This window comes from Salinispora pacifica CNR114, assembly GCF_000514775.1.
GTDB classification, from domain to species: Bacteria; Actinomycetota; Actinomycetes; order Mycobacteriales; family Micromonosporaceae; genus Micromonospora; species Micromonospora pacifica.
The window spans coordinates 30,976-47,824 of sequence record NZ_AZWO01000021.1; the positions used below are offsets into that span (position 1 = coordinate 30,976).

Below are 16,849 nucleotides of genomic sequence, written 5' to 3' on the forward strand. Positions count from 1 at the left end.
GTTACTGGGGAGCGGGCAGGGAACGGTAGTGGGTCTCCTCGGTGGTCGCCAGACTCACCGTGACCTTCTCGTCCGCCAGGGGCAGGACCGTCAGGCCCGGGCGGTCCACGAGGCGGGACGTGCCGGCCGGGACCGACAACGAGTCCTCCGGCGTCGGCTGCCAGCTCAACACGCCCAGCCGCTGCCCATCCACCGGCAGGACGTACGCCTGCAGTGGCGCGGCCGGGTCGGCGGCTGACATCATCGCCGCACCGCCGGTTGCCGACCGGTACAGCATCGCCGTCATCTCGTCACCGGCCGCCTCCCAGCTGAGCTGCTGCACCTCACCCGACAGGCCGGCACCGAGCGTGCCTTCGCCAACAGTCCGGATGGTCAGCCCCGACATCGGCCAGGAGGCCGGCACCGAATTCGCCGACTTTCGGCTCCCGAATTGGCGCGGGACGCTGCCGAACGGCCCCTGGTCGCTGGCGAGCGCGCAGGTGTCCAACCCGGCCATGGCCTGCTGCCCGGAGCCGGACTCGTCGCGTACCAGCGGGTCTCGTGGCGCGTCCAGACCGGTGCCGAGGTCGAGGAAACGATCGGTGGCGCGCCCCTGTGGCAGCGACTCGGTGGCGCGCAGCGTGGCGGTGACCGAGACCGCGGAACAGGCCGGCACCGCCACGGGGGTGCTCAGACCCCCCTCGATGGGCACCGCCTCGCCATCCGGACCGGCCAGGTCGGTGACCCGGGCAGAGACCAGGTAGCGGCGACCCGCGTCGGTGTGCACCGGGAGGACATCGGAGTAGATGAGGTAGCCGGGGTCGGTGTGCTCGACGGCGTGGGTGACGGTGTGGCGCCCGTCCTCCCCGGCGACCTGGAGTAGCCAGGAGGAACCCGTACCGGGAACATCCGCGGCGACCAGGGCGAGCGGCGCCCCGTCAACCTCACCGACCCAGAGAATGCCGGAGGTCGGGAGGTACGCCCGGTCGTCGAGCGGTGACCGCCAGGCGCGGACCGCCTCGGTCACCGCCGTCGTCGTCGCGGCCTCGGCGGCGAGGGAGCCGCGGGCCGGCCAGACGATGAGCGAGCCGTCCTGGCTGTCATGCCCCACCGACAGGTCAGCCGGTGCCCGGTCGGTGACGACTCCGCAGCCGGCCAGGGACGCCATCAGGGCCAGCGCGGCGGCGGTCGTCCTGCCGGTCCGGCGGGCTGCAAGCACTTTTAGCTCCTCCGTTTACCCCAGCCGGTCGTGCGAACCGCAATGGTACGAGATGACGTGGTGCCGTCCGGCGCCGCCCACAAGGGATTGAGCGCTGGCTTTCGGGTGAATTCCGTTCGGGTAGACTCCGCCGATTGTGACGTCTGCTGACACCCGCGCCGACCCCGCCGCCGTGCCTCCGTCGGAGCCGGTCAAACTCAACAGCGCGGGTGCGTTCCCCCTGAACGGCGCTGCGGCGGGGGACCGGAAGCCGACGCCCGGCCCACCGGTGGCGGCCCCGGGTCGTCGTCGGCTCCGGCTGCCGTCGTTGACGGCCCGACGGCAGCACCTGGCGGTGGTCGGCGGGTTTCTGCTCACCGCGTTCTGGGTGACCAGTCAGATCTGGATCAACCCGGCCGGCCGGGTGGCCGCGCTCTACAGCAGCGACCCGGCGCAGGTGCAGTTCTTCTTGGCGCACTCGGTGCGGGTGGTGCTCCACGGGGAGTTCCCGTTCTTCACCGAACAGTTCAACTACCCGGACGGGGTCAATCTGATGGCCAACACGGCCATCCTCGCGCTGGGCATCCCGATGGTGCCGGTGACGCTCCTCTTCGGACCGGCGGTGACCTTTGTGCTGTTGGTCACCCTCGGGCTCGCCGGCACCGCGACCGCCTGGTACGTGGTGCTTCGCCGGCACCTCGTTCGCAGCCGACTGGCGGCGGCCGTCGGCGGATGGTTCTGTGGGTTCTCCCCGGCGATGCTGTCGCACGCCAACTGGCACCCCAACATCATCAGTCAGTTCCTGCTGCCGTTCATCGTGTGGCGGGTGCTCGTCATCACCCGATCCCAGCGTCCGTACCGCGACGGCCTGCTGCTCGCCCTGCTGGTGACCGTGCAGGCGTTCATCAACGAGGAGATCCTGCTCTTCACCGCGATGGCGTGCGGGGTCTTTCTCGCTGCCGTGCTGGCGCAGCGGCCCCGGCTGTGGTGGGCGGCGTGGCGGCCGCTGGCGAAGGCCCTCGCCACCTGCACGGCGGTGGCGGGCGCGCTGCTGGCGTACCCGCTCTACGTGCAGTTCGCCGGGCCGATGGCGTACCACGGGCTGAGCGACGCGGTCCGGGACTACGGCAACGACATCGCCGCGTTCGTCGCCCCGGGCTCGCCCACCCTGGGCGGGGATGACGTGGCCAACACCGGCCTGGCCCCGAACTACTCGGAGGAGAACGCCTTCTTCGGCTGGAGCCTGTCCCTGATCGCCGTCGGCATCGTCCTGTGGCTGCGCCACGAGGTGGTCGTGCGGGCCCTCGCGGCGACTGGGGTCTTCTTCGCGGTGCTCTCCCTCGGCGAGCGGATCTCGTGGTGGGACCAGGAGATCGGGGTCGGGCCGTGGGAGTGGTTGGTCCGGCTGCCGCTGCTGGACGCGGTGGTGCCGACCCGGTTCGGGCTGATTACCACCGTCACCGTCGGGCTGTTGCTGACGCTCGCGGTCGACCGGTCCCGGAAGCTGCCGCTGCCCCGGCGTACCCTGCGGCTGCGCACCGCCGCCGGGCTGGCGCTGGCGTTGTTGCCGATCGCGCCCATGCCGCTGGCGGTGACCTCCCGACCACCGGTGCCAGAATTCATCACCGCCGACCGGTGGCGCGGCTACGTCGCGGAGGACCAGACGCTGGTGCCCATTCCGGTGCCGAGCATGGGTAACACCCACGGCATGCGCTGGGCCGCCGCCGTCAACCTCGACTTCAAGATTCCCGGTGGCTACTTCCTGGCGCCGCGAAACGCCAACACCGGCGACCCAGGTCGGTTCGGTGGCCGCCCCAGCGGGCTCGGGGAGCTGCTCAGCGAGGTCGCCAGCACCGGACGTACGCTGCAACTTGACGACCGGCAGCAGCGGCGGGCCCTGGATGACCTGCGGCACTGGCGGGCCGCGATCCTGGTCCTACCGGTGGACCAGCACCACGCGGAGCCGTTGCGGCTGACCGTCGAGCAACTGGTCGGCCCGGGTACGCGTGAGTTGGACGTCTGGGTGTGGGACGTCCGCGCCCTGACGGACCCGACGCCGGCCGCCTGAGGTCACACCCACCGCGGCCGGGCCCCGGTCTACCTGCCCGGACCCGGCCGCCGCCTAGTCGACCAGGGGACGGACGTCCCAGAGCCAGACGTCGTCCACCCGCTGCGGCGTACCGAGCAGCGACGTCATCAGGTCGCGCAGCACCGCCTCCTGGGGGTGGGCGCCGAGCACCACCACCGAGGCCTGCCAGTACCGCAGGTCCTCGATCGCCTGCCGCCGCTCGACGTCGGTGATATCGGGCGCGGCGTTCCTGCCCATCGTGGAGTAGATGAGTCGGGTTGTCGGCCGGTTCGCCGCCCCGAAGATCCCCTCCCCCTGCTCGTTGGGGCCGATGAAGTACCCGCCGGGAACGGGGAACGCGTGCTGGGCCAGCGCACTCCAGCGCAGCGTGGAGAGGCCGTGCACGTTGCTCGGGATCGGCACCGGGACCAGGGTGCGCCCCTCGGGCACGTACGGCCGCCAGCCCTCGGCGGTGATGAAGCGCGGTGGGGGTGCCACCGACTCCACCGGCAGCGGTCGGGGGATCAGCGGCAACAGCGCCAGCGTGATGGCCGCGTAGCCGACCGGGCGTCGCCACCGCCGCGGGAATCGCAGCGGGAACCGCAGCGGGCGGCCCGAGCGCTGCGCCGGCACCGGTGGCCGGCCGGTCCGGGAGACGGCGTCCCACGCGACGGCGAGCAGGACCCCGATCGCGGCGGCCACGATCAGACTCAGCCGAGTCGGCATCATCATCTCGACCAGTGGCAACTCCTCCGACACGTACGCCCACGGGCCGTCGATGTCGGTCTCGGCGCCGTCGAAGCGGATCGTCGGGCCGAGGGAGGCCACCGTGAACACCACCGTCAGCACCGCCAGGATGCGTGCCACCAGGCTGCGGCGGACCAGTAGCAGGAGGGCCAGCACCGTCAGGACCACCAGCGGCCAGCCAAACCAGCTGTTCTGCTCGGTCAGGCCGAGCGTCTGCTCCACCGCCGCGTCCCCGGCCAGGGTGTCCCGGGGGAAGGTGACGTAGGCCTTTAGGTCCTCGCCCCAGCTGTGGAAGATGCCGCCCTGGAGGCCGCGGTAGGACTGCGGACCGTTGAACTGGAACCAGATCGGGTACGCGGTGAGCAGCAGCGCCAGGCCACCACCGGTGCCGAGGGCGGCGGCGAAGGTGCCGGCCTGCCGCCAGGCGGCCTTCGGCCGCAGCACCGCGTACGTGGCGACGACGACGAGGCAGGCCAGCGCCGTGAGCAGCAGCATCTCCTCGTTGATGAAGATCTGGTACGCCACCAGCAGGCCGAGCAGGATGCCGTTGCGCCGCCAGCGGCCGGGCTCGCCGAGTCGCAGCACGCGGAGCACGATCAGCGGAAGCAGGAAGTTGGAGACGAAGTTGGGCTGGCCGTTGGCGTGGTGCACGACGCCGGGTGCGAAGCCCAGGAACGCGCCACCGACGAACGCGCCGGCCCGGGAGCGCACCAGGTGCCGGGAGAGCACCCAGTAGGAGGTGCCGGCGGTGGCGGCCAGCGCGGCGCCGAGGTAGAGCACGTACGTCACCTGGGGGCCGACCAGCGCGGTCAGCGGCGCCAGCGGCAGGGTCACCCCGAGTAGTGAGGTGTTCGCCATCATGTTCACCCCGACCGGGGCGTTCTGCCGGGTGGTGAAGAGCGGGTTCTCCAGCTGGAACACCGAGTACGCCCCGTGCGCGAAGAGCCACTCGAACCAGCTGTGGTCGGTCGGCAGGTGGGCGGAGACCCGGTTGGGGATGTCGCCCCAGTGGTTGAGGCAGACCAGTGCGCCGAGGGCCAGGTAGACGCCGATCGCCAGGACGTCGGCGCGGGCCGGACGCCAGCGGGAACGCCGGGTCGGCGCTTCCGCCGCAGCGGATGCGGGGGTGCTGGTCTGTGGCACGGAGTCAACCATCGGCGCGGGCACGACGCGCCATCGTACAGGCGGCCGCGGGGTGGAGCTGCCGGCCCCGGTCACGCTCGGTTGCCCGCTGTCCCGTCCGCGGCCGTGGCCTGGCCCGAGCTTGGTGCCGGGCTGCTGCACCACCGGTCGCGCACCGGGTCGTCGCTGGCGGTGAAGCACTAGGTTGTCGGGGAGTTCAGGCGCGAGGAGGCTGGGATGCGGGTACTGGTTGTCGAGGACGAACGCAACCTCGCCGACGCGATCACGCGGGGGTTGCGCAAGCGCGGCATGGCGGTGGATGTCGCGTACGACGGGGACAGTGGGCACGAGATGGCCTTTGTCACCCGGTACGACGTGGTGGTGCTGGACCGGGACCTGCCCGGCGTACCCGGCGATCAGATCTGCGCGGAGTTGGCCGCCTCCGGCACCCTGACCCGGGTGCTGATGCTGACCGCCAGCGGCACGGTCGCCGACCGGGTCGAGGGGTTGCAGTTGGGCGCGGACGACTACCTGCCCAAGCCGTTCGCCTTCGACGAGTTGGTCGCCCGGGTGCAGGCGTTGGGCCGCCGCGCCACCCCGGCCGCTCCGCCGGTGCTGGCGGTGGCCGACCTGGTGCTTGACCCGGCTCGGCGGACGGCCACCCGGGCCGACGTGCCGGTGGACCTGACCAACAAGGAGTTCGGCGTGCTGCACGAACTGGTCAAGGCCGGCGGCGCGGTGGTCTCCAGTGAGGAGTTGCTGGAACGGGTCTGGGACGCGAACACCGACCCGTTCACGACCATCGTCCGGGTCACCGTGCGCACGCTGCGCCGTAAGCTTGGCGACCCACCGCTGATCGAGACCGTGGTCGGCGCCGGCTACCGCGTGACCGGGGCGCCGGCGTGACCGCCGGCCGTGGCATGCGGCCCACCCTGCGCCTGCGGTTGACCCTGCTCAACGGGCTACTGCTGGTGGGCGCCGGGGTGATCCTGGTGCTGCTGGCCTGGCTGCTGGTACGCGACGCGCTGCGCCCCACCGACGAGTTACTTCCCGGGACGACGGTGGTGCTGGCCGATGGGCGTTCCCTGGACGCCGCCGAGTGGCATCGGCAGTTGGGGGATACGGCGAGCCGGGAACTGCTGGCCAAGGGGCTGGCGGCGCTGCTGGCGATCAGCGTGGTCGGGGTGGTCGGTGGCTACCTGGTCGCGGGCCGGGCACTGCGCCCGCTCTACCAGGTCACCGCCACCGCCCGACGGCTCGGCGAGACCACCCTCGATCAGCGGATCGGCTACTCGGGTGCGGACGATGAGGTGGCCGAACTGGCGCAGACCTTCGACGCGATGCTGGACCGGATCGCGGTCGCCTTCGACGCGCAGAAGCGTTTCGTCGCCAACGCCTCACATGAGCTGCGTACCCCGCTCGCCGTGATGCGTACCGAGATTGACGTGACGCTCAGCGACGACGAGGCGGACACCGCCGAGTACCGCCGGATGTCCACTGTGGTTCGGGATGCCTCGGAGCGGGCCAACGGCCTGGTGGACGCGCTGTTGGTGCTGGCCCGCAGCGAGGCGCAGGCCGGCCATCGCCTCGCCCGGCGGACGGAGTGCGACCTGGCTGCCGGCACCGCCAACGCGTTGACGGCGGTACGCCGGGAGGTGGAGCGGATCGGTCTGCGGGTGGAGACCTCACTGGAGCCGGCGCCGGTGGTCGGCGACCCCGGGCTGCTCGACCGGCTCGCGGGGAACCTGATCGAGAACGCGGTGCGGTACAACCATCTGCACGGCCGGCTCTGGGTGCGGACCGGTTCGGATGGCCGGCGGTCCTGGCTGGTGGTGGGCAACACCGGCTTCGAGGTGGACCAGGCCGATGTGCCGGGGCTGTTCGAGCCGTTTCGGCGGGGCGGCCGGGAGCGGACCGGCGCCCGCGGCTCCGGTCTGGGGCTCTCTATCGTCCGGGCTGTCTGCGACGCGCATGGGGGCGTGGTGAAGACGATCGCGCAGCCGGGCGGCGGCTTGGAGGTGACGGTGACGCTGCCGGCAGCAGATGGGCCGGGTCCCGCCGTTACTCGATGAGGTGGCAGTGCACTTCGATTTGGGGGTGCGCTTCGAAATTTTGCAGCGCACTTCTCCCTGCCACTCTTAATGTATAGCACAAGGGGGGTCTTGCGGCAAGACCCCGTTAATGCCGCAGAATCGTCGGCCGAAGCCAGTACCTGTGGAATCAGGGATTCGCGACACATACGTGTGCCCGGGTTCGCGCCATCAATTCGGCGGCGGGCTGGCCGAGGTAGGTAACGACGAAAATGGGGGCAGATTCATGTTTGACGTGATCATTGTTGGGGGCGGGCCGACCGGCATGATGTTGGCCGCGGAGCTGCGGCTGCACGGAGTGCACGTGGTGGTGCTGGAGCGGGACACCGAGCCGCCGGTGATTGTCCGCTCGCTCGGGCTGCACGTGCGCAGTATCGAGGTGATGGACCAGCGCGGCCTGCTGGAGCGCTTCCTCGCGAACGGCCAGCAGTACCGGGTCGGTGGCTACTTCGCCGGCATCACCAAGCCGTGGCCCGACAACATGGACACCGCGCACGGGTACATCCTCGGTATCCCGCAGACCAGCACCGAAAGACTCCTCGCCGAGCACGCCGCCGAGGCCGGCGCGGACCTCCTGCGCGGCACCGAACTCGTCGGCCTGAGCCAGGACGAGGAAGCGGTGACCGCGGAACTCGCCGACGGCACCCAGCTCCGTTCCCGCTACCTCGTCGGTTGCGACGGCGGCCGCAGCACGGTCCGCAAGCTGCTCGGCGTGGACTTCCCCGGCGAGCCCACCCGGTTCGAGACGTTGCTGGGCGTCATGGAGCTGACCGCGGCACCGGAGGAGGTCGCCGCGGTGATGACCGAGGTCCGCAAGACGCAGCTCCGGTTCGGCGCCGGCCCGGTTGGCGACGGGGAGGGGCTGTACCGCGTCGTCGTACCCGCCGCCGGGGTGGCCGAGGATCGCACAACCCCGCCGACGTTCGAGGAATTCCAGCAGCAGCTGCGGGTGACCGCCGGCACCGACTTCGGGGTGCACTCACCGCGCTGGCTGTCCCGGTTCGGTGACGCCACCCGGCTCGCCGAGCGCTACCGGGTCGGCCGGGTGCTGCTGGCCGGCGACGCGGCGCACATCCACCCGCCGCTCGGTGGGCAGGGGCTCAACCTCGGCATCCAGGATGCCTTCAACCTCGGCTGGAAACTCGCCGCGGAGATCGGCGGCTGGGCGCCGATCGGGCTGCTGGACACCTACCACGCGGAGCGGCACCCGGTCGCCGCCGACGTGCTGGAGAACACCCGCGCGCAGACGGAGCTGATCACCCTCGCGCCGGGCCCCCAGGCCGTGCGCGGGGTGGTGGCGGAGCTGATGGACTTCGAGGAGGTGAACCGCTACCTGATCGAGAAGGTCACCGCGATCTCGGTGCGGTACGACTTCGGCGAGGGGCACCATCTGCTCGGCCGGCGGCTGCGCGATGTGGAGCTGAAGCAGGGACGCCTCTACGGCCTGATGCACCGCGGCCGGGGAATGGTGCTCGACCAGACCGGCCGGCTTTCGGCGGCCGGCTGGGCCGACCGGGTCGACCACGTCGTGGACGTCAGCCCGGAACTGGACATGCCCGCGCTGCTGCTGCGGCCAGACGGCCACGTGGCGTGGGTCGGCGACGATCAGGAGGAACTGCGCACCCAGCTGCGGCGATGGTTCGGTGAGCCGTCGGCGTAATTCGGTCGATCGACTGAGTGGGAACGGGTAGCAAACCTCCTATGTCGACATCGTTGCGCAACGTCTGTTTCGACGCCGCTGACCCGTACCAGCTGGCCACCTTCTGGAGTCAGGTCATGGATCAGCCGATCGCCGCCGAGTGTGCGCCGGGCATGGAAGAGGCGTACCTCGACGCGGTTGGCGGGTCGTGCCTGGTTTTCCAGCAGGTACCGGAGACTAAGGTCGGCAAGAACCGGGTCCATGTCTGCCTCACTCCCGAGCTCACGCGGGACGAGGAGGTCGAACGGGTCATTGCGTTGGGGGCGAGGTTCGTCAGCGACCACCGAAACCCGGACGGCACCGGATGGGTGGTGTTGGCCGACCCGGAGGGCAACGAGTTCTGCGTCCTACGCAGCGACGCCGAGCGGGCCGGCTGAGGAGCGGTGGTGAAGGTCGTCATTCCGGTGGGACTGGTCAGGTCGGCACCGTCTTCGGATGGGCGTTGACCGCTCAGGGGCATGAGATTGTGCTGCTCACCCGGTCTCCGGTGGGTGAGCGCCAGGTCTACGGGGATGGCGGCCCGCCTGGCGACCGGGCCAGGCGGATCGATGGCAGCGATGTGGTCATCAAACTGGCGGGGCGGAGGGTGAGCCGCCGCCACACCCCACCCGGCTCAGTCAGACGTTCAATCTAGAAACGATCGATAAGGGGCCAGGCGGCCGCGGCGCAGAGCGCGGCCGCGGGCAGCCAACCCCACCACAGCCCCGACCGGTGCCGGCGGAACCAGCCGACCACCAGGCACCCCACCGCCCCCGCCCACAACGTGAAGGTCACGAGCCACAGCGCCGGCCGGTCGCTATACGTCAGATACGGCAGGAACCAGAGGAGCAGGTAGGCGTACAGCGTCAGCAGCGGTAGCAGCACGAGCGCCACGACGATCACGGTCGCGGTGCGAACCCAGACCCAGCGCATGCCGGGCTTTCTATCGAAACGCGTTCACACCGTCAAGGGCCGGTAGCGGCTGCCCGGTGTGGTGGCGCCGCCGCGGATTTGCGGTCGCGGCGTCGCCGCCACCCACCTAGATTGGGCTGATGCCATCGGTCAAGCAGGTCCAGGTAACTTTCGACTGCGCGCAGCCGGAACGGGTGGCACGGTTCTGGTGCGAGGCGCTGGGATACGTCGTGCCACCACCGCCGACGGGCTTCGCCACCTGGGACGACTTCGACCGCACGTTGCCACCGGATCGGCAGGGCTCGGCGTTCGCCTGCGTCGATCCCTCCGGTGCGGGTCCGCGGCTGTTCTTCCAGCGCGTTCCCGAGGGGAAGGCGGTGAAGAATCGGCTGCACCTGGACGTGCGGGTCGGAACCGGGCTCGTCGGCGCCGAGCGGGTGGCCGCCCTCGAGGCCGAGTGCGCCCGGCTGGTCGCGCTCGGCGCGGTGCGGGTGCGACTCCTGACCGCCGACGGCTACGACGAGTCGTGCCTGGTGATGCAGGACGTCGAGGGCAACGAGTTCTGCCTCGACTGATGCCCCGCCCGGTCAGCGTCCGAGACCGGCTGGAATCGCCCTGGGTTAGGGCCGTGGTAGCCACGGCTCCTGCCGGTGGGGACGTGGCCTGGCTCCAACCGGCCGTGTCCCCACCGGGCCGAAGCGTGACAGTACCCTGACCGCATGCCGATAGCCGCTGCGCTGCGTGATCTGGTGCGGGCGGTCGCCACCGGCCATGATCCGAAACCGGGAACAACTGCCGCGTCGGGTCGAGCCCGTCGGTTGGCGCGGCTGCGGGTGTTGGCGCCGCTGGTCGCGTTCCTGCTGTGGCTCAGCGCGACGGCGAACCTCGCGCCGTACCAGTTTGGTCGGTTCGAGACGATCCTCATCGCCGCCCTGACCGCGGCGCCGGTGGCCCTGCTTCCGGGCCGCGCGCTGCTGGCGTGGCGGGTGGCAGCGGTGGCCACCCTGCTCAGTGGCGGCCTTGGACTACACGAAGCCGGTGCTCCCTGGCCCGGCAACCCGGTGCTGATCCTGGTCTACCTCGTTACGCTCGTCGTGGTCGGCCACCGCCACCCGCTGGGGGTGCTGCTCTGGGTCTGGGTGTTCAGCCTCGCGATGTCGCTGGCGTTTCTCGACCCGAGCGTCGGCTACGGCAGCATCTTTCTGGTCAGTGGCGTGCTGGGCATTGGCCACCTGTGGGGCCGGTGGGCGCAGGCGCGCGCCGGCCTGGTCGCCGAGCAGGAACGGGGTGCGGTGCTGACCGAGCGCGCCCGCATCGCCCGTGAGTTGCATGACGTCGTCGCCCACCACATGTCCCTGATCGCGGTGCGGTCGGAGACCGCCGCCTACCGGCTGCACGAGCTTCCACCGGCGGCGCGCGCGGAGTTCGGGGAGATATCCGAGGCATCCCGGGAGGCACTCACGGAGATGCGGCGGCTGCTGGGCGTCCTACGTGCCCCGGAGGAGCAGCCGTTGACCGCGCCGCAGCCGGCTCTCGCGGAGTTGGAGGTGCTCGTGGCGGACGCCCGGGCAGCCGGAACCCCGGTCACGCTGTCGGTGGACGGGACGGTCACCGACGTGCCGGACGCGGTGGGCTCCTCCGCCTACCGGATCGTGCAGGAGGCGCTTTCCAATGTGGCTCGGCACGCGTCGGGTGCCCGCACTGACGTCACCCTGCACCGGAGCCGGCACGAGTTGACCATCCGCGTCCGCAATGCGGTCAGGGTGGATTCCGCCGGCCGGCCGATGTCTTCTCAGGGTTCCGCGCCGGCCGGCGCGGGCGGCGGCCACGGCCTGCTTGGAATGCGCGAACGGGTGGCCATGCTCCACGGCAGCCTCCGCGCAGCCGAGACCGACGACGGTGGATTCGAGGTACGGGCGACGTTGCCCCTGGAGAGCCAGTCATGATCAAGGTGTTGCTCGTTGACGACCAGGCAATGGTCCGGGAGGGTTTCGGGGCATTGCTCACCGCCCAGGAGGACATGGTGGTGGTGGCGGACGCCGCCGACGGTGAGCAGGCGGTCGCCGCCGCGCGCCGGTACGACCCCGACGTCATCCTGATGGACATCCGGATGCCGACCATGGATGGGTTGACCGCAGCGCGTCAGATCCTGGCGGTGCCACCTGGTGGACACCGGCCGCGGGTGCTCGTGCTGACCACCTTCGACCTGGACGACTACGTGTTCGAGGCGCTGCGGGCCGGCGCGAGCGGATTCCTGTTGAAGGATGCGCCCGCCGCCGAACTCATGCACGCGGTACGCGTGGTGGCCGCCGGCGAGGCGCTGCTCGCTCCCTCGGTGACCCGGCGGCTCATCGCGGACTACGTGAGCCGCGCGCGGCCGCGGCGGGCCGACCCGGATTCGATCAACGCCCTGACCCGGCGCGAGGCGGAGGTGCTGCGGCTGATCGCGCGCGGACTGTCGAACCAGGAGATCGCCGCGGAGCTGGTGCTCGCCGAGCAGACCGTCAAGACTCACGTTGGCCGCGTGCTGATGAAGCTGAACCTACGAGACCGGGCGCAGGCGGTGGTCTACGCCTACGAGAGCGGCATGATCAATCCGGGGGAGTAGTACCGGGGTACCGGTCCGGGTTGGCGCTCACGAGTGACGCTGCCGGGCACGGCAGCCGAACAGCTGGATACCGAGGCGCGGCTCGGGCTCGGCGGCCCGTCGTGGCTCGGTTGGGCGAACGTGGCGAGCGCCTGGCTCGTACCCTTCTGCCTCGGGGTCGCCGGCGCCCGTGGGGCCCGGCTGCCGGCGGTCGGGCTGCTCCTCGGCGGGATCGTGGCCACCGCCGCGCTGGCGCACTGGTGCGACTATCCCGCCAGCCTGGTCGGTGTGCCAGGCCAGGGCCGGTCCAACCTCAACCCGCCCACCCTCGTCGCGGTGAGCTTCGGGCTGGCCCAGGTGGGGATGGCCCTGCTGCTACGTGGCCCGCTGACCCGGCTCGCCCGCCGGCGGCTGGTCTGGGCTGTCGTGGCCGGGACGAATCTGTGGGCCGTGCGGATCTTCTTGTGGCACCAGACCGCGCTGGTGGCGGTGACACTCTTCGCCCTGGGCTCCGCCCCACTGCCCGGACTGCACACCGCGCCCGGCTCGTGGTGGTGGATCCTCGCCCGCCTCCGCTGGCTGCCCGTCTTCATAGTTGTCCTGCTGGGCGGGCTGTGGCTGGGCGCCCGGATCGGCGCGGGGCGGCGTCCCCGAAAGGCCGCTCGGTCCCACCCCCAGGCTTCGGCGCGGTGGTCTATTCCGTTTCTGCATCGCTCCGGACGGCGATCGTGAGGACGTGGCCGCTGGCACCGAGCAAACTCGGCTCGTCCTCCACCGAGCGCATCATCTCCAGCAGCAGGCCGGTCAGGTCGGGGCTGGCCAGGATCTCGGCCAGTCGCGCCCCGGTCATCCCCAGCGGGCCCTCGACCGAAACCCGCCGCCGTACGACGAGGCCCGCCTCCGTCGCTTCACCGGCCAACTCGTCCGGATGGTGGAAGTAGGCGCTGGTAAACCATCGCTGCGTGTCGTCGATATTGCGGTGCACCCCATCGGCCAACGTGCGCTCCACCATGGGCCGGAACCGTGCGTCGGTGAAGTAGCCCTTCACGAAACCGTCGAACAGCGACGCGAACCGGCTGATCGTGGCGCCCACGACCACGCCACCAGCACGTACGACACGAGCCGCCTCCCGCCAGACAGCAACGCGATCCGCCCGCTCCGGCAGGTGATACAGCGGCCCGAGCAGCAAAACCGTGTCCATGCTGCGATCGGCGACGGGCAAGGCCCGGGCATCCCCGAGGACGGCGGTCACACCGGGGCGGGCTGCCGCCTCAGCCACATGCTCGGGCACCGGGTCGACAACCCGGACGTGGTAGCCGGCCTGCGCCAGCGGAGCGGCGTAGACCCCGGTCGCACCGCCCACATCCAGCACGGCCGCTGGCACACCCGGGAGCACCCGGGACAGGACATCCCACGTGCGCAGGAACTCCAATCGTCCCGGGCCGGCAGCGAGCCGATCCCGCTCGCCGCCCCGCTGGTAGTACTCCATGATTTCGGGCTTCAGCACACAGCAGATCGTGTTACGGCTGACCGCCGGCGGGCAACCGAATACCTGCGGTCGGTACCTGTGTTCATCCCAAACTCATGATCTTGAAAGGGTCATGCAGCTACACGCCGACGAACAGCGCAGCTCGGCGACTACCGTGAATCACCCGGACCAGCCGGTGCTGGTGTGTGACAGTGCGAGACGTGCCTACGTGCACCTCGGGCATCCGACCACTTCACAACGTGAGGAAAACCCGTGCTACTTCGCCTGCACCACTTTCGTCACCTGGCCGGAAGCGCTTCACCTCACGGAGCCGCAGCGCAGGCCAAGCTGACGTTGGTCGCGGCATCCTTCTGTATCTTCCTGGTTCAGCTCGACTTCTTCGCGCTCAACCTCGCGCTGCCGAAGATGGCTTCGGAGCTGCGCACGTCTCCAACCAACCTGCAGTGGGTGATCAGCGCCTACATGCTCTCCCTGGCGGCGTTCCTGATTCCTGGCGGCCGGCTCGGCGATATCCTTGGCCGCCGACGCATTCTCGTGGTTGGACTCGTGATTTTCGGCCTGAGTTCGCTGGGTGCCGCCCTGGCCCCCAACGCGGGGACCGTCATCGCCTTCCGGACCATCCAGGGAGTTGGCTCCGCCATCATCTTCCCGCTCGCCATCGCCATCGTCACGAATGCTTTTCCCGCGGAGCGGGTGAAACGGGCGATCGGCTACGCCTACGGCATCGGTGCCGTGTCGATGGCGCTCGGCCCTCCCTTCGGCGGTGGGATAACAGAGCTGGTCGTCTGGCGGGTCGTGCTGCTCGTGAATGTACCGTTGAGCATTATCGCCATCGCGATCGTCGCCGCTGGCGTGCGTGAATCGCGCGACCCTACCGTGCCCCGGTCGATCGACCTGCCGGGCCTGGCCCTGGTGGCGGCGGGGATCGCCCTGGTCACGCTCGCGGTAGATCTGGCGAGCACCTGGCAGCCCCTCGCCACGGCCGGGATCGCCGTGGTCGGGCTGCTGATTCTGGCGGCGTTCGTGCAGCGCGAGCGGTTGGCGAAGTATCCTCTGGTCAAACTCGACCTGTTTCGCAACCGTCCCTACGTCATCGTGACCCTGATGGGGACGGTCGCCAACGTCGCTCTCGTCATCGGAGTGTTCGGTAGCACGGTCTACCTCCAACAAGGGGAGGGTCGTTCACCCCTCGCCGCGGGTCTGATCCTTCTCGCCGCCTCGGTGGCCACCGGAATCGCCGGTCCGATCTCAGGGCACCTCGGCGAACACCTGAATATTCCGGTAGTAATGGGCATCAGTGCGGCAACCGGTGGGATTGGCCTATTCGTGGTCTCTCTCGGCGGTAGTTTCGGTTCCTACCTGCCCGGCCTCGCGTTGTTCGGATTCAGCTACGGCGTGGGGTACGCGATGTCCAACATCGGCACGCAGTCGGTTGTCGCCCGGGAGCTGGTGGGCGAAGCGTCCGGTGTCACCCTCGCGATCGTTATCGGGGTCTCCGGCCTCGCGGTGGCGGCCGCGGCGACGCTGATCGACATCCAGTCGAGAAGTGTGGGGCTCACGGAGGCCATCGAGGACATCATGCGGTGGACTGCGGCAGGAAGCATCGTGGCCTCCGGGCTTCTCCTCGTGGTAGCTCGCCGCCGACCGTGACCGGCACGAGACGGCCGGAGGACCGTGCGCCATCCCCTCCCCGCTCGTAGACTGCCTTCCGGATCAGCTCGTGGGATTCGGAGCGCTGGCCGCCGTGGTGACCAGGTGCCCGAAGACTGGGCTAGACCCGGCTGGCCAGGGCTGATCCCTCCGCCAAAAGGTCGTCCAACTCCTCGTCCGAAATGGCGCCAGCGCCGAGCGCGTGCAGGATGGTCAGGCCCTGGACCCGCCCGGCCACCTTCGGGTCGATGTCCGAGTCCATGCTTGGATCGAGAGCGGCGTTGATCAACGTCTCCGCGCTTGCCGTATCGGTTTCGGGTCCACCTGTCGTCGTGCTTCGCATCTCGCTGACGAACCGGATCACCTCGTCCTGGCTGGCGCCGTGCGGGAAGCGACGGTTCACCGCGAAGTAGAAGACCGCGCCGAGTAGCGTGCCGAAGCCTTCCCAGCCCTGGGAATCGAGGTGGGCTTCGATGCGGTCGTTCTCGGCGCGCTCGCCTTTCACCAACGTGCGAATGTAGGCGACCATGTCAGGACTAATCGTCACGACGCTTCCTCTCCCGACGCTTCTTGGTCATGTTCCACAGCCCCTTGAGGCCGACGGCCACCGCTCCGGCCGCCATGATTACCGAGGCGACTGGGTGCTCCAGATGTGGTCGGTCTGCCGGTGTAGCGGGCTTTTGGCGAGGTGGTGGACGTTGAGGTGCCGCCGGGGCCGCCCTTCGTCTGCTGGACGAATTCACGGAACCCGGCTGTCGCTGCCTTCTCGGTGTTCTGAAGGTTACCTTCTGTCTGATCTGCCTTCTTGACGTGGCGTGGCAGGAAGGCCTCCGCCCGGCTGCCTCGATTCTCTGCCTCAGCGGCCAGACGCTCGCCCGAGGGCCATGCTTCACCAGGGCGGTTGGGGACGGCTCCGGGAGCGATGGCGTTCCCGTACGCGGCGAGGTGTCCGGCTGCCTTGCTGGTCAGGCGACCGAGCCGGCCCGCCTTGTCCGCAGCGGTACGGCTCTGCGTCATCGCCGGGGCCCGGTGCGTCGAGTACCTCGACAGCCACCTGCTCGCCGCCGTTCCCCGGGAGCCGGAGCAGCCGGTGCCCGCGCCGCAGGCGGCGCCGTCGCCTCCGGTCGCGGACCCGACCGCGCTGCTGCGTCGGATCGGTCAGCACTACGCCGGGCAACCGGTGCTGGTGTCGTTCGACCGAGCGGGCTGCCGGCTCTGGCTGGCCGAGGGGGACCACGTGCAGCCGCTTGCCCGAGCCGCGACCCTCGACGACGCGGTATCCGCCCTGCGGCTCACCGGTCGGGAATAGCGCAAAGAGCCGACGAGGAG

At 70.1% G+C, this 16,849-nt stretch carries 14 protein-coding genes and 3 pseudogenes; 11 read left to right on the plus strand and 6 right to left on the minus strand.

What is annotated here, in order from left to right; genetic code table 11:
- Position 1: 1 nt before the first annotated feature.
- Complete coding sequence (locus B118_RS0114720) at positions 2-1,198, minus strand: hypothetical protein (protein WP_018811677.1); 1,197 nt, start codon at positions 1,196-1,198, stop codon at positions 2-4.
- Positions 1,199-1,334: 136 nt separating this feature from the next.
- On the opposite strand from B118_RS0114720, the gene B118_RS0114725 reads away from it, so the two are divergent.
- On the plus strand, positions 1,335-3,245 hold the full coding sequence (locus B118_RS0114725; protein WP_018220529.1) for a DUF6311 domain-containing protein: 1,911 nt from the start codon (positions 1,335-1,337) through the stop codon (positions 3,243-3,245).
- A gap of 54 nt (positions 3,246-3,299) precedes the next feature.
- Here B118_RS0114725 and B118_RS0114730 read toward each other — a convergent pair whose 3' ends face one another.
- Positions 3,300-5,147 carry a DUF6311 domain-containing protein gene (locus tag B118_RS0114730; protein WP_027648838.1) on the minus strand — a complete coding sequence of 616 codons (1,848 nt, stop codon included), beginning with the start codon at positions 5,145-5,147 and terminating at the stop codon, positions 3,300-3,302.
- Between the two features lie 204 nt (positions 5,148-5,351).
- Here B118_RS0114730 and B118_RS0114735 point away from each other — a divergent pair, with 204 nt between their 5' ends.
- The 4 genes from B118_RS0114735 to B118_RS0114750 all read left to right on the plus strand — a co-directional run bounded on the left by B118_RS0114735 (position 5,352) and on the right by B118_RS0114750 (position 9,280).
- Positions 5,352-6,020, plus strand: coding sequence for a response regulator transcription factor (locus B118_RS0114735; protein ID WP_018220527.1), 669 nt, complete (start codon positions 5,352-5,354; stop codon positions 6,018-6,020).
- The gene (locus B118_RS0114740; protein ID WP_018220526.1) at positions 6,017-7,186 is read left to right on the plus strand and encodes a sensor histidine kinase; all 1,170 of its coding nucleotides are present in this window, start codon (positions 6,017-6,019) and stop codon (positions 7,184-7,186) included. The genes B118_RS0114735 and B118_RS0114740 overlap by 4 nt, the downstream gene beginning before the upstream one ends.
- A 244-nt stretch (positions 7,187-7,430) precedes the next feature.
- Entirely contained in the window at positions 7,431-8,864 is a 1,434-nt protein-coding gene (rox, locus tag B118_RS0114745; RefSeq protein WP_028192966.1) for a rifampin monooxygenase, read from the plus strand.
- A gap of 41 nt (positions 8,865-8,905) precedes the next feature.
- Entirely contained in the window at positions 8,906-9,280 is a 375-nt protein-coding gene (locus B118_RS0114750) for a VOC family protein (RefSeq protein ID WP_028192967.1), read from the plus strand.
- 253 nt (positions 9,281-9,533) lie between these two features.
- Here B118_RS0114750 and B118_RS0114755 read toward each other — a convergent pair whose 3' ends face one another.
- On the minus strand, positions 9,534-9,815 hold the full coding sequence (locus B118_RS0114755) for a hypothetical protein (RefSeq protein ID WP_028192968.1): 282 nt from the start codon (positions 9,813-9,815) through the stop codon (positions 9,534-9,536).
- Positions 9,816-9,934: 119 nt separating this feature from the next.
- Here B118_RS0114755 and B118_RS0114760 point away from each other — a divergent pair, with 119 nt between their 5' ends.
- The 4 genes and pseudogenes from B118_RS0114760 to B118_RS28340 all read left to right on the plus strand — a co-directional run.
- Positions 9,935-10,369 (plus strand): VOC family protein, encoded by a 435-nt coding sequence (locus B118_RS0114760; RefSeq protein WP_018220522.1) that lies wholly within the window; start codon positions 9,935-9,937, stop codon positions 10,367-10,369.
- A 144-nt stretch (positions 10,370-10,513) separates the two neighbouring features.
- A complete protein-coding gene (locus B118_RS0114765; RefSeq protein ID WP_028185115.1) occupies positions 10,514-11,740 on the plus strand; it encodes a sensor histidine kinase in 1,227 nt (408 codons plus the stop codon).
- Positions 11,737-12,402 carry a response regulator gene (locus B118_RS0114770; RefSeq protein ID WP_028185114.1) on the plus strand — a complete coding sequence of 222 codons (666 nt, stop codon included), beginning with the start codon at positions 11,737-11,739 and terminating at the stop codon, positions 12,400-12,402. Before B118_RS0114765 ends, B118_RS0114770 begins: the two co-directional genes overlap by 4 nt.
- Before the next feature lie 72 nt (positions 12,403-12,474).
- Positions 12,475-13,113: pseudogene (locus B118_RS28340) on the plus strand (acyltransferase family protein); the annotation flags it as partial.
- On the opposite strand, the gene B118_RS0114780 reads toward B118_RS28340, so the two are convergent.
- The gene (locus B118_RS0114780) at positions 13,076-13,888 is read right to left on the minus strand and encodes a class I SAM-dependent methyltransferase (protein ID WP_018811670.1); all 813 of its coding nucleotides are present in this window, start codon (positions 13,886-13,888) and stop codon (positions 13,076-13,078) included. The pseudogene B118_RS28340 and the gene B118_RS0114780 overlap by 38 nt on opposite strands.
- A gap of 234 nt (positions 13,889-14,122) precedes the next feature.
- On the opposite strand from B118_RS0114780, the gene B118_RS0114785 reads away from it, so the two are divergent.
- Positions 14,123-15,520, plus strand: a complete 1,398-nt coding sequence (locus B118_RS0114785) for an MFS transporter (RefSeq protein WP_028185113.1) — start codon at positions 14,123-14,125, stop codon at positions 15,518-15,520.
- A 121-nt stretch (positions 15,521-15,641) separates the two neighbouring features.
- On the opposite strand, the gene B118_RS0114790 is transcribed toward B118_RS0114785, so the two are convergent.
- Together B118_RS0114790 and B118_RS33885 are read right to left on the minus strand one after the other, a co-directional pair.
- Positions 15,642-16,049, minus strand: a complete 408-nt coding sequence (locus B118_RS0114790) for a hypothetical protein (RefSeq protein ID WP_028185112.1) — start codon at positions 16,047-16,049, stop codon at positions 15,642-15,644.
- Positions 16,050-16,056: 7 nt separating this feature from the next.
- Positions 16,057-16,540, minus strand: a pseudogene (locus B118_RS33885) (hypothetical protein); the annotation flags it as partial.
- On the opposite strand from B118_RS33885, the pseudogene B118_RS0114795 reads away from it, so the two are divergent.
- Positions 16,536-16,829 (plus strand): annotated as a pseudogene (locus B118_RS0114795) (hypothetical protein); the annotation flags it as partial. The pseudogenes B118_RS33885 and B118_RS0114795 overlap by 5 nt on opposite strands.
- Positions 16,830-16,849: the final 20 nt, after the last annotated feature.

Bases quoted from the DNA above. Each gene is read 5' to 3' on its own strand.
- B118_RS0114790 (WP_028185112.1), bottom strand. From the start codon at position 16,049: ATGGTCGCCTACATTCGCACGTTGGTGAAAGGCGAGCGCGCCGAGAAC.
- B118_RS0114735 (WP_018220527.1), top strand. From the start codon at position 5,352: ATGCGGGTACTGGTTGTCGAGGACGAACGCAACCTCGCCGACGCGATC.
- rox (WP_028192966.1), top strand. From the start codon at position 7,431: ATGTTTGACGTGATCATTGTTGGGGGCGGGCCGACCGGCATGATGTTG.
- B118_RS0114770 (WP_028185114.1), top strand. From the start codon at position 11,737: ATGATCAAGGTGTTGCTCGTTGACGACCAGGCAATGGTCCGGGAGGGT.
- B118_RS0114730 (WP_027648838.1), bottom strand. From the start codon at position 5,147: ATGGTTGACTCCGTGCCACAGACCAGCACCCCCGCATCCGCTGCGGCG.
- B118_RS0114750 (WP_028192967.1), top strand. From the start codon at position 8,906: ATGTCGACATCGTTGCGCAACGTCTGTTTCGACGCCGCTGACCCGTAC.
- B118_RS0114765 (WP_028185115.1), top strand. From the start codon at position 10,514: ATGCCGATAGCCGCTGCGCTGCGTGATCTGGTGCGGGCGGTCGCCACC.
- B118_RS0114755 (WP_028192968.1), bottom strand. From the start codon at position 9,815: ATGCGCTGGGTCTGGGTTCGCACCGCGACCGTGATCGTCGTGGCGCTC.
- B118_RS0114760 (WP_018220522.1), top strand. From the start codon at position 9,935: ATGCCATCGGTCAAGCAGGTCCAGGTAACTTTCGACTGCGCGCAGCCG.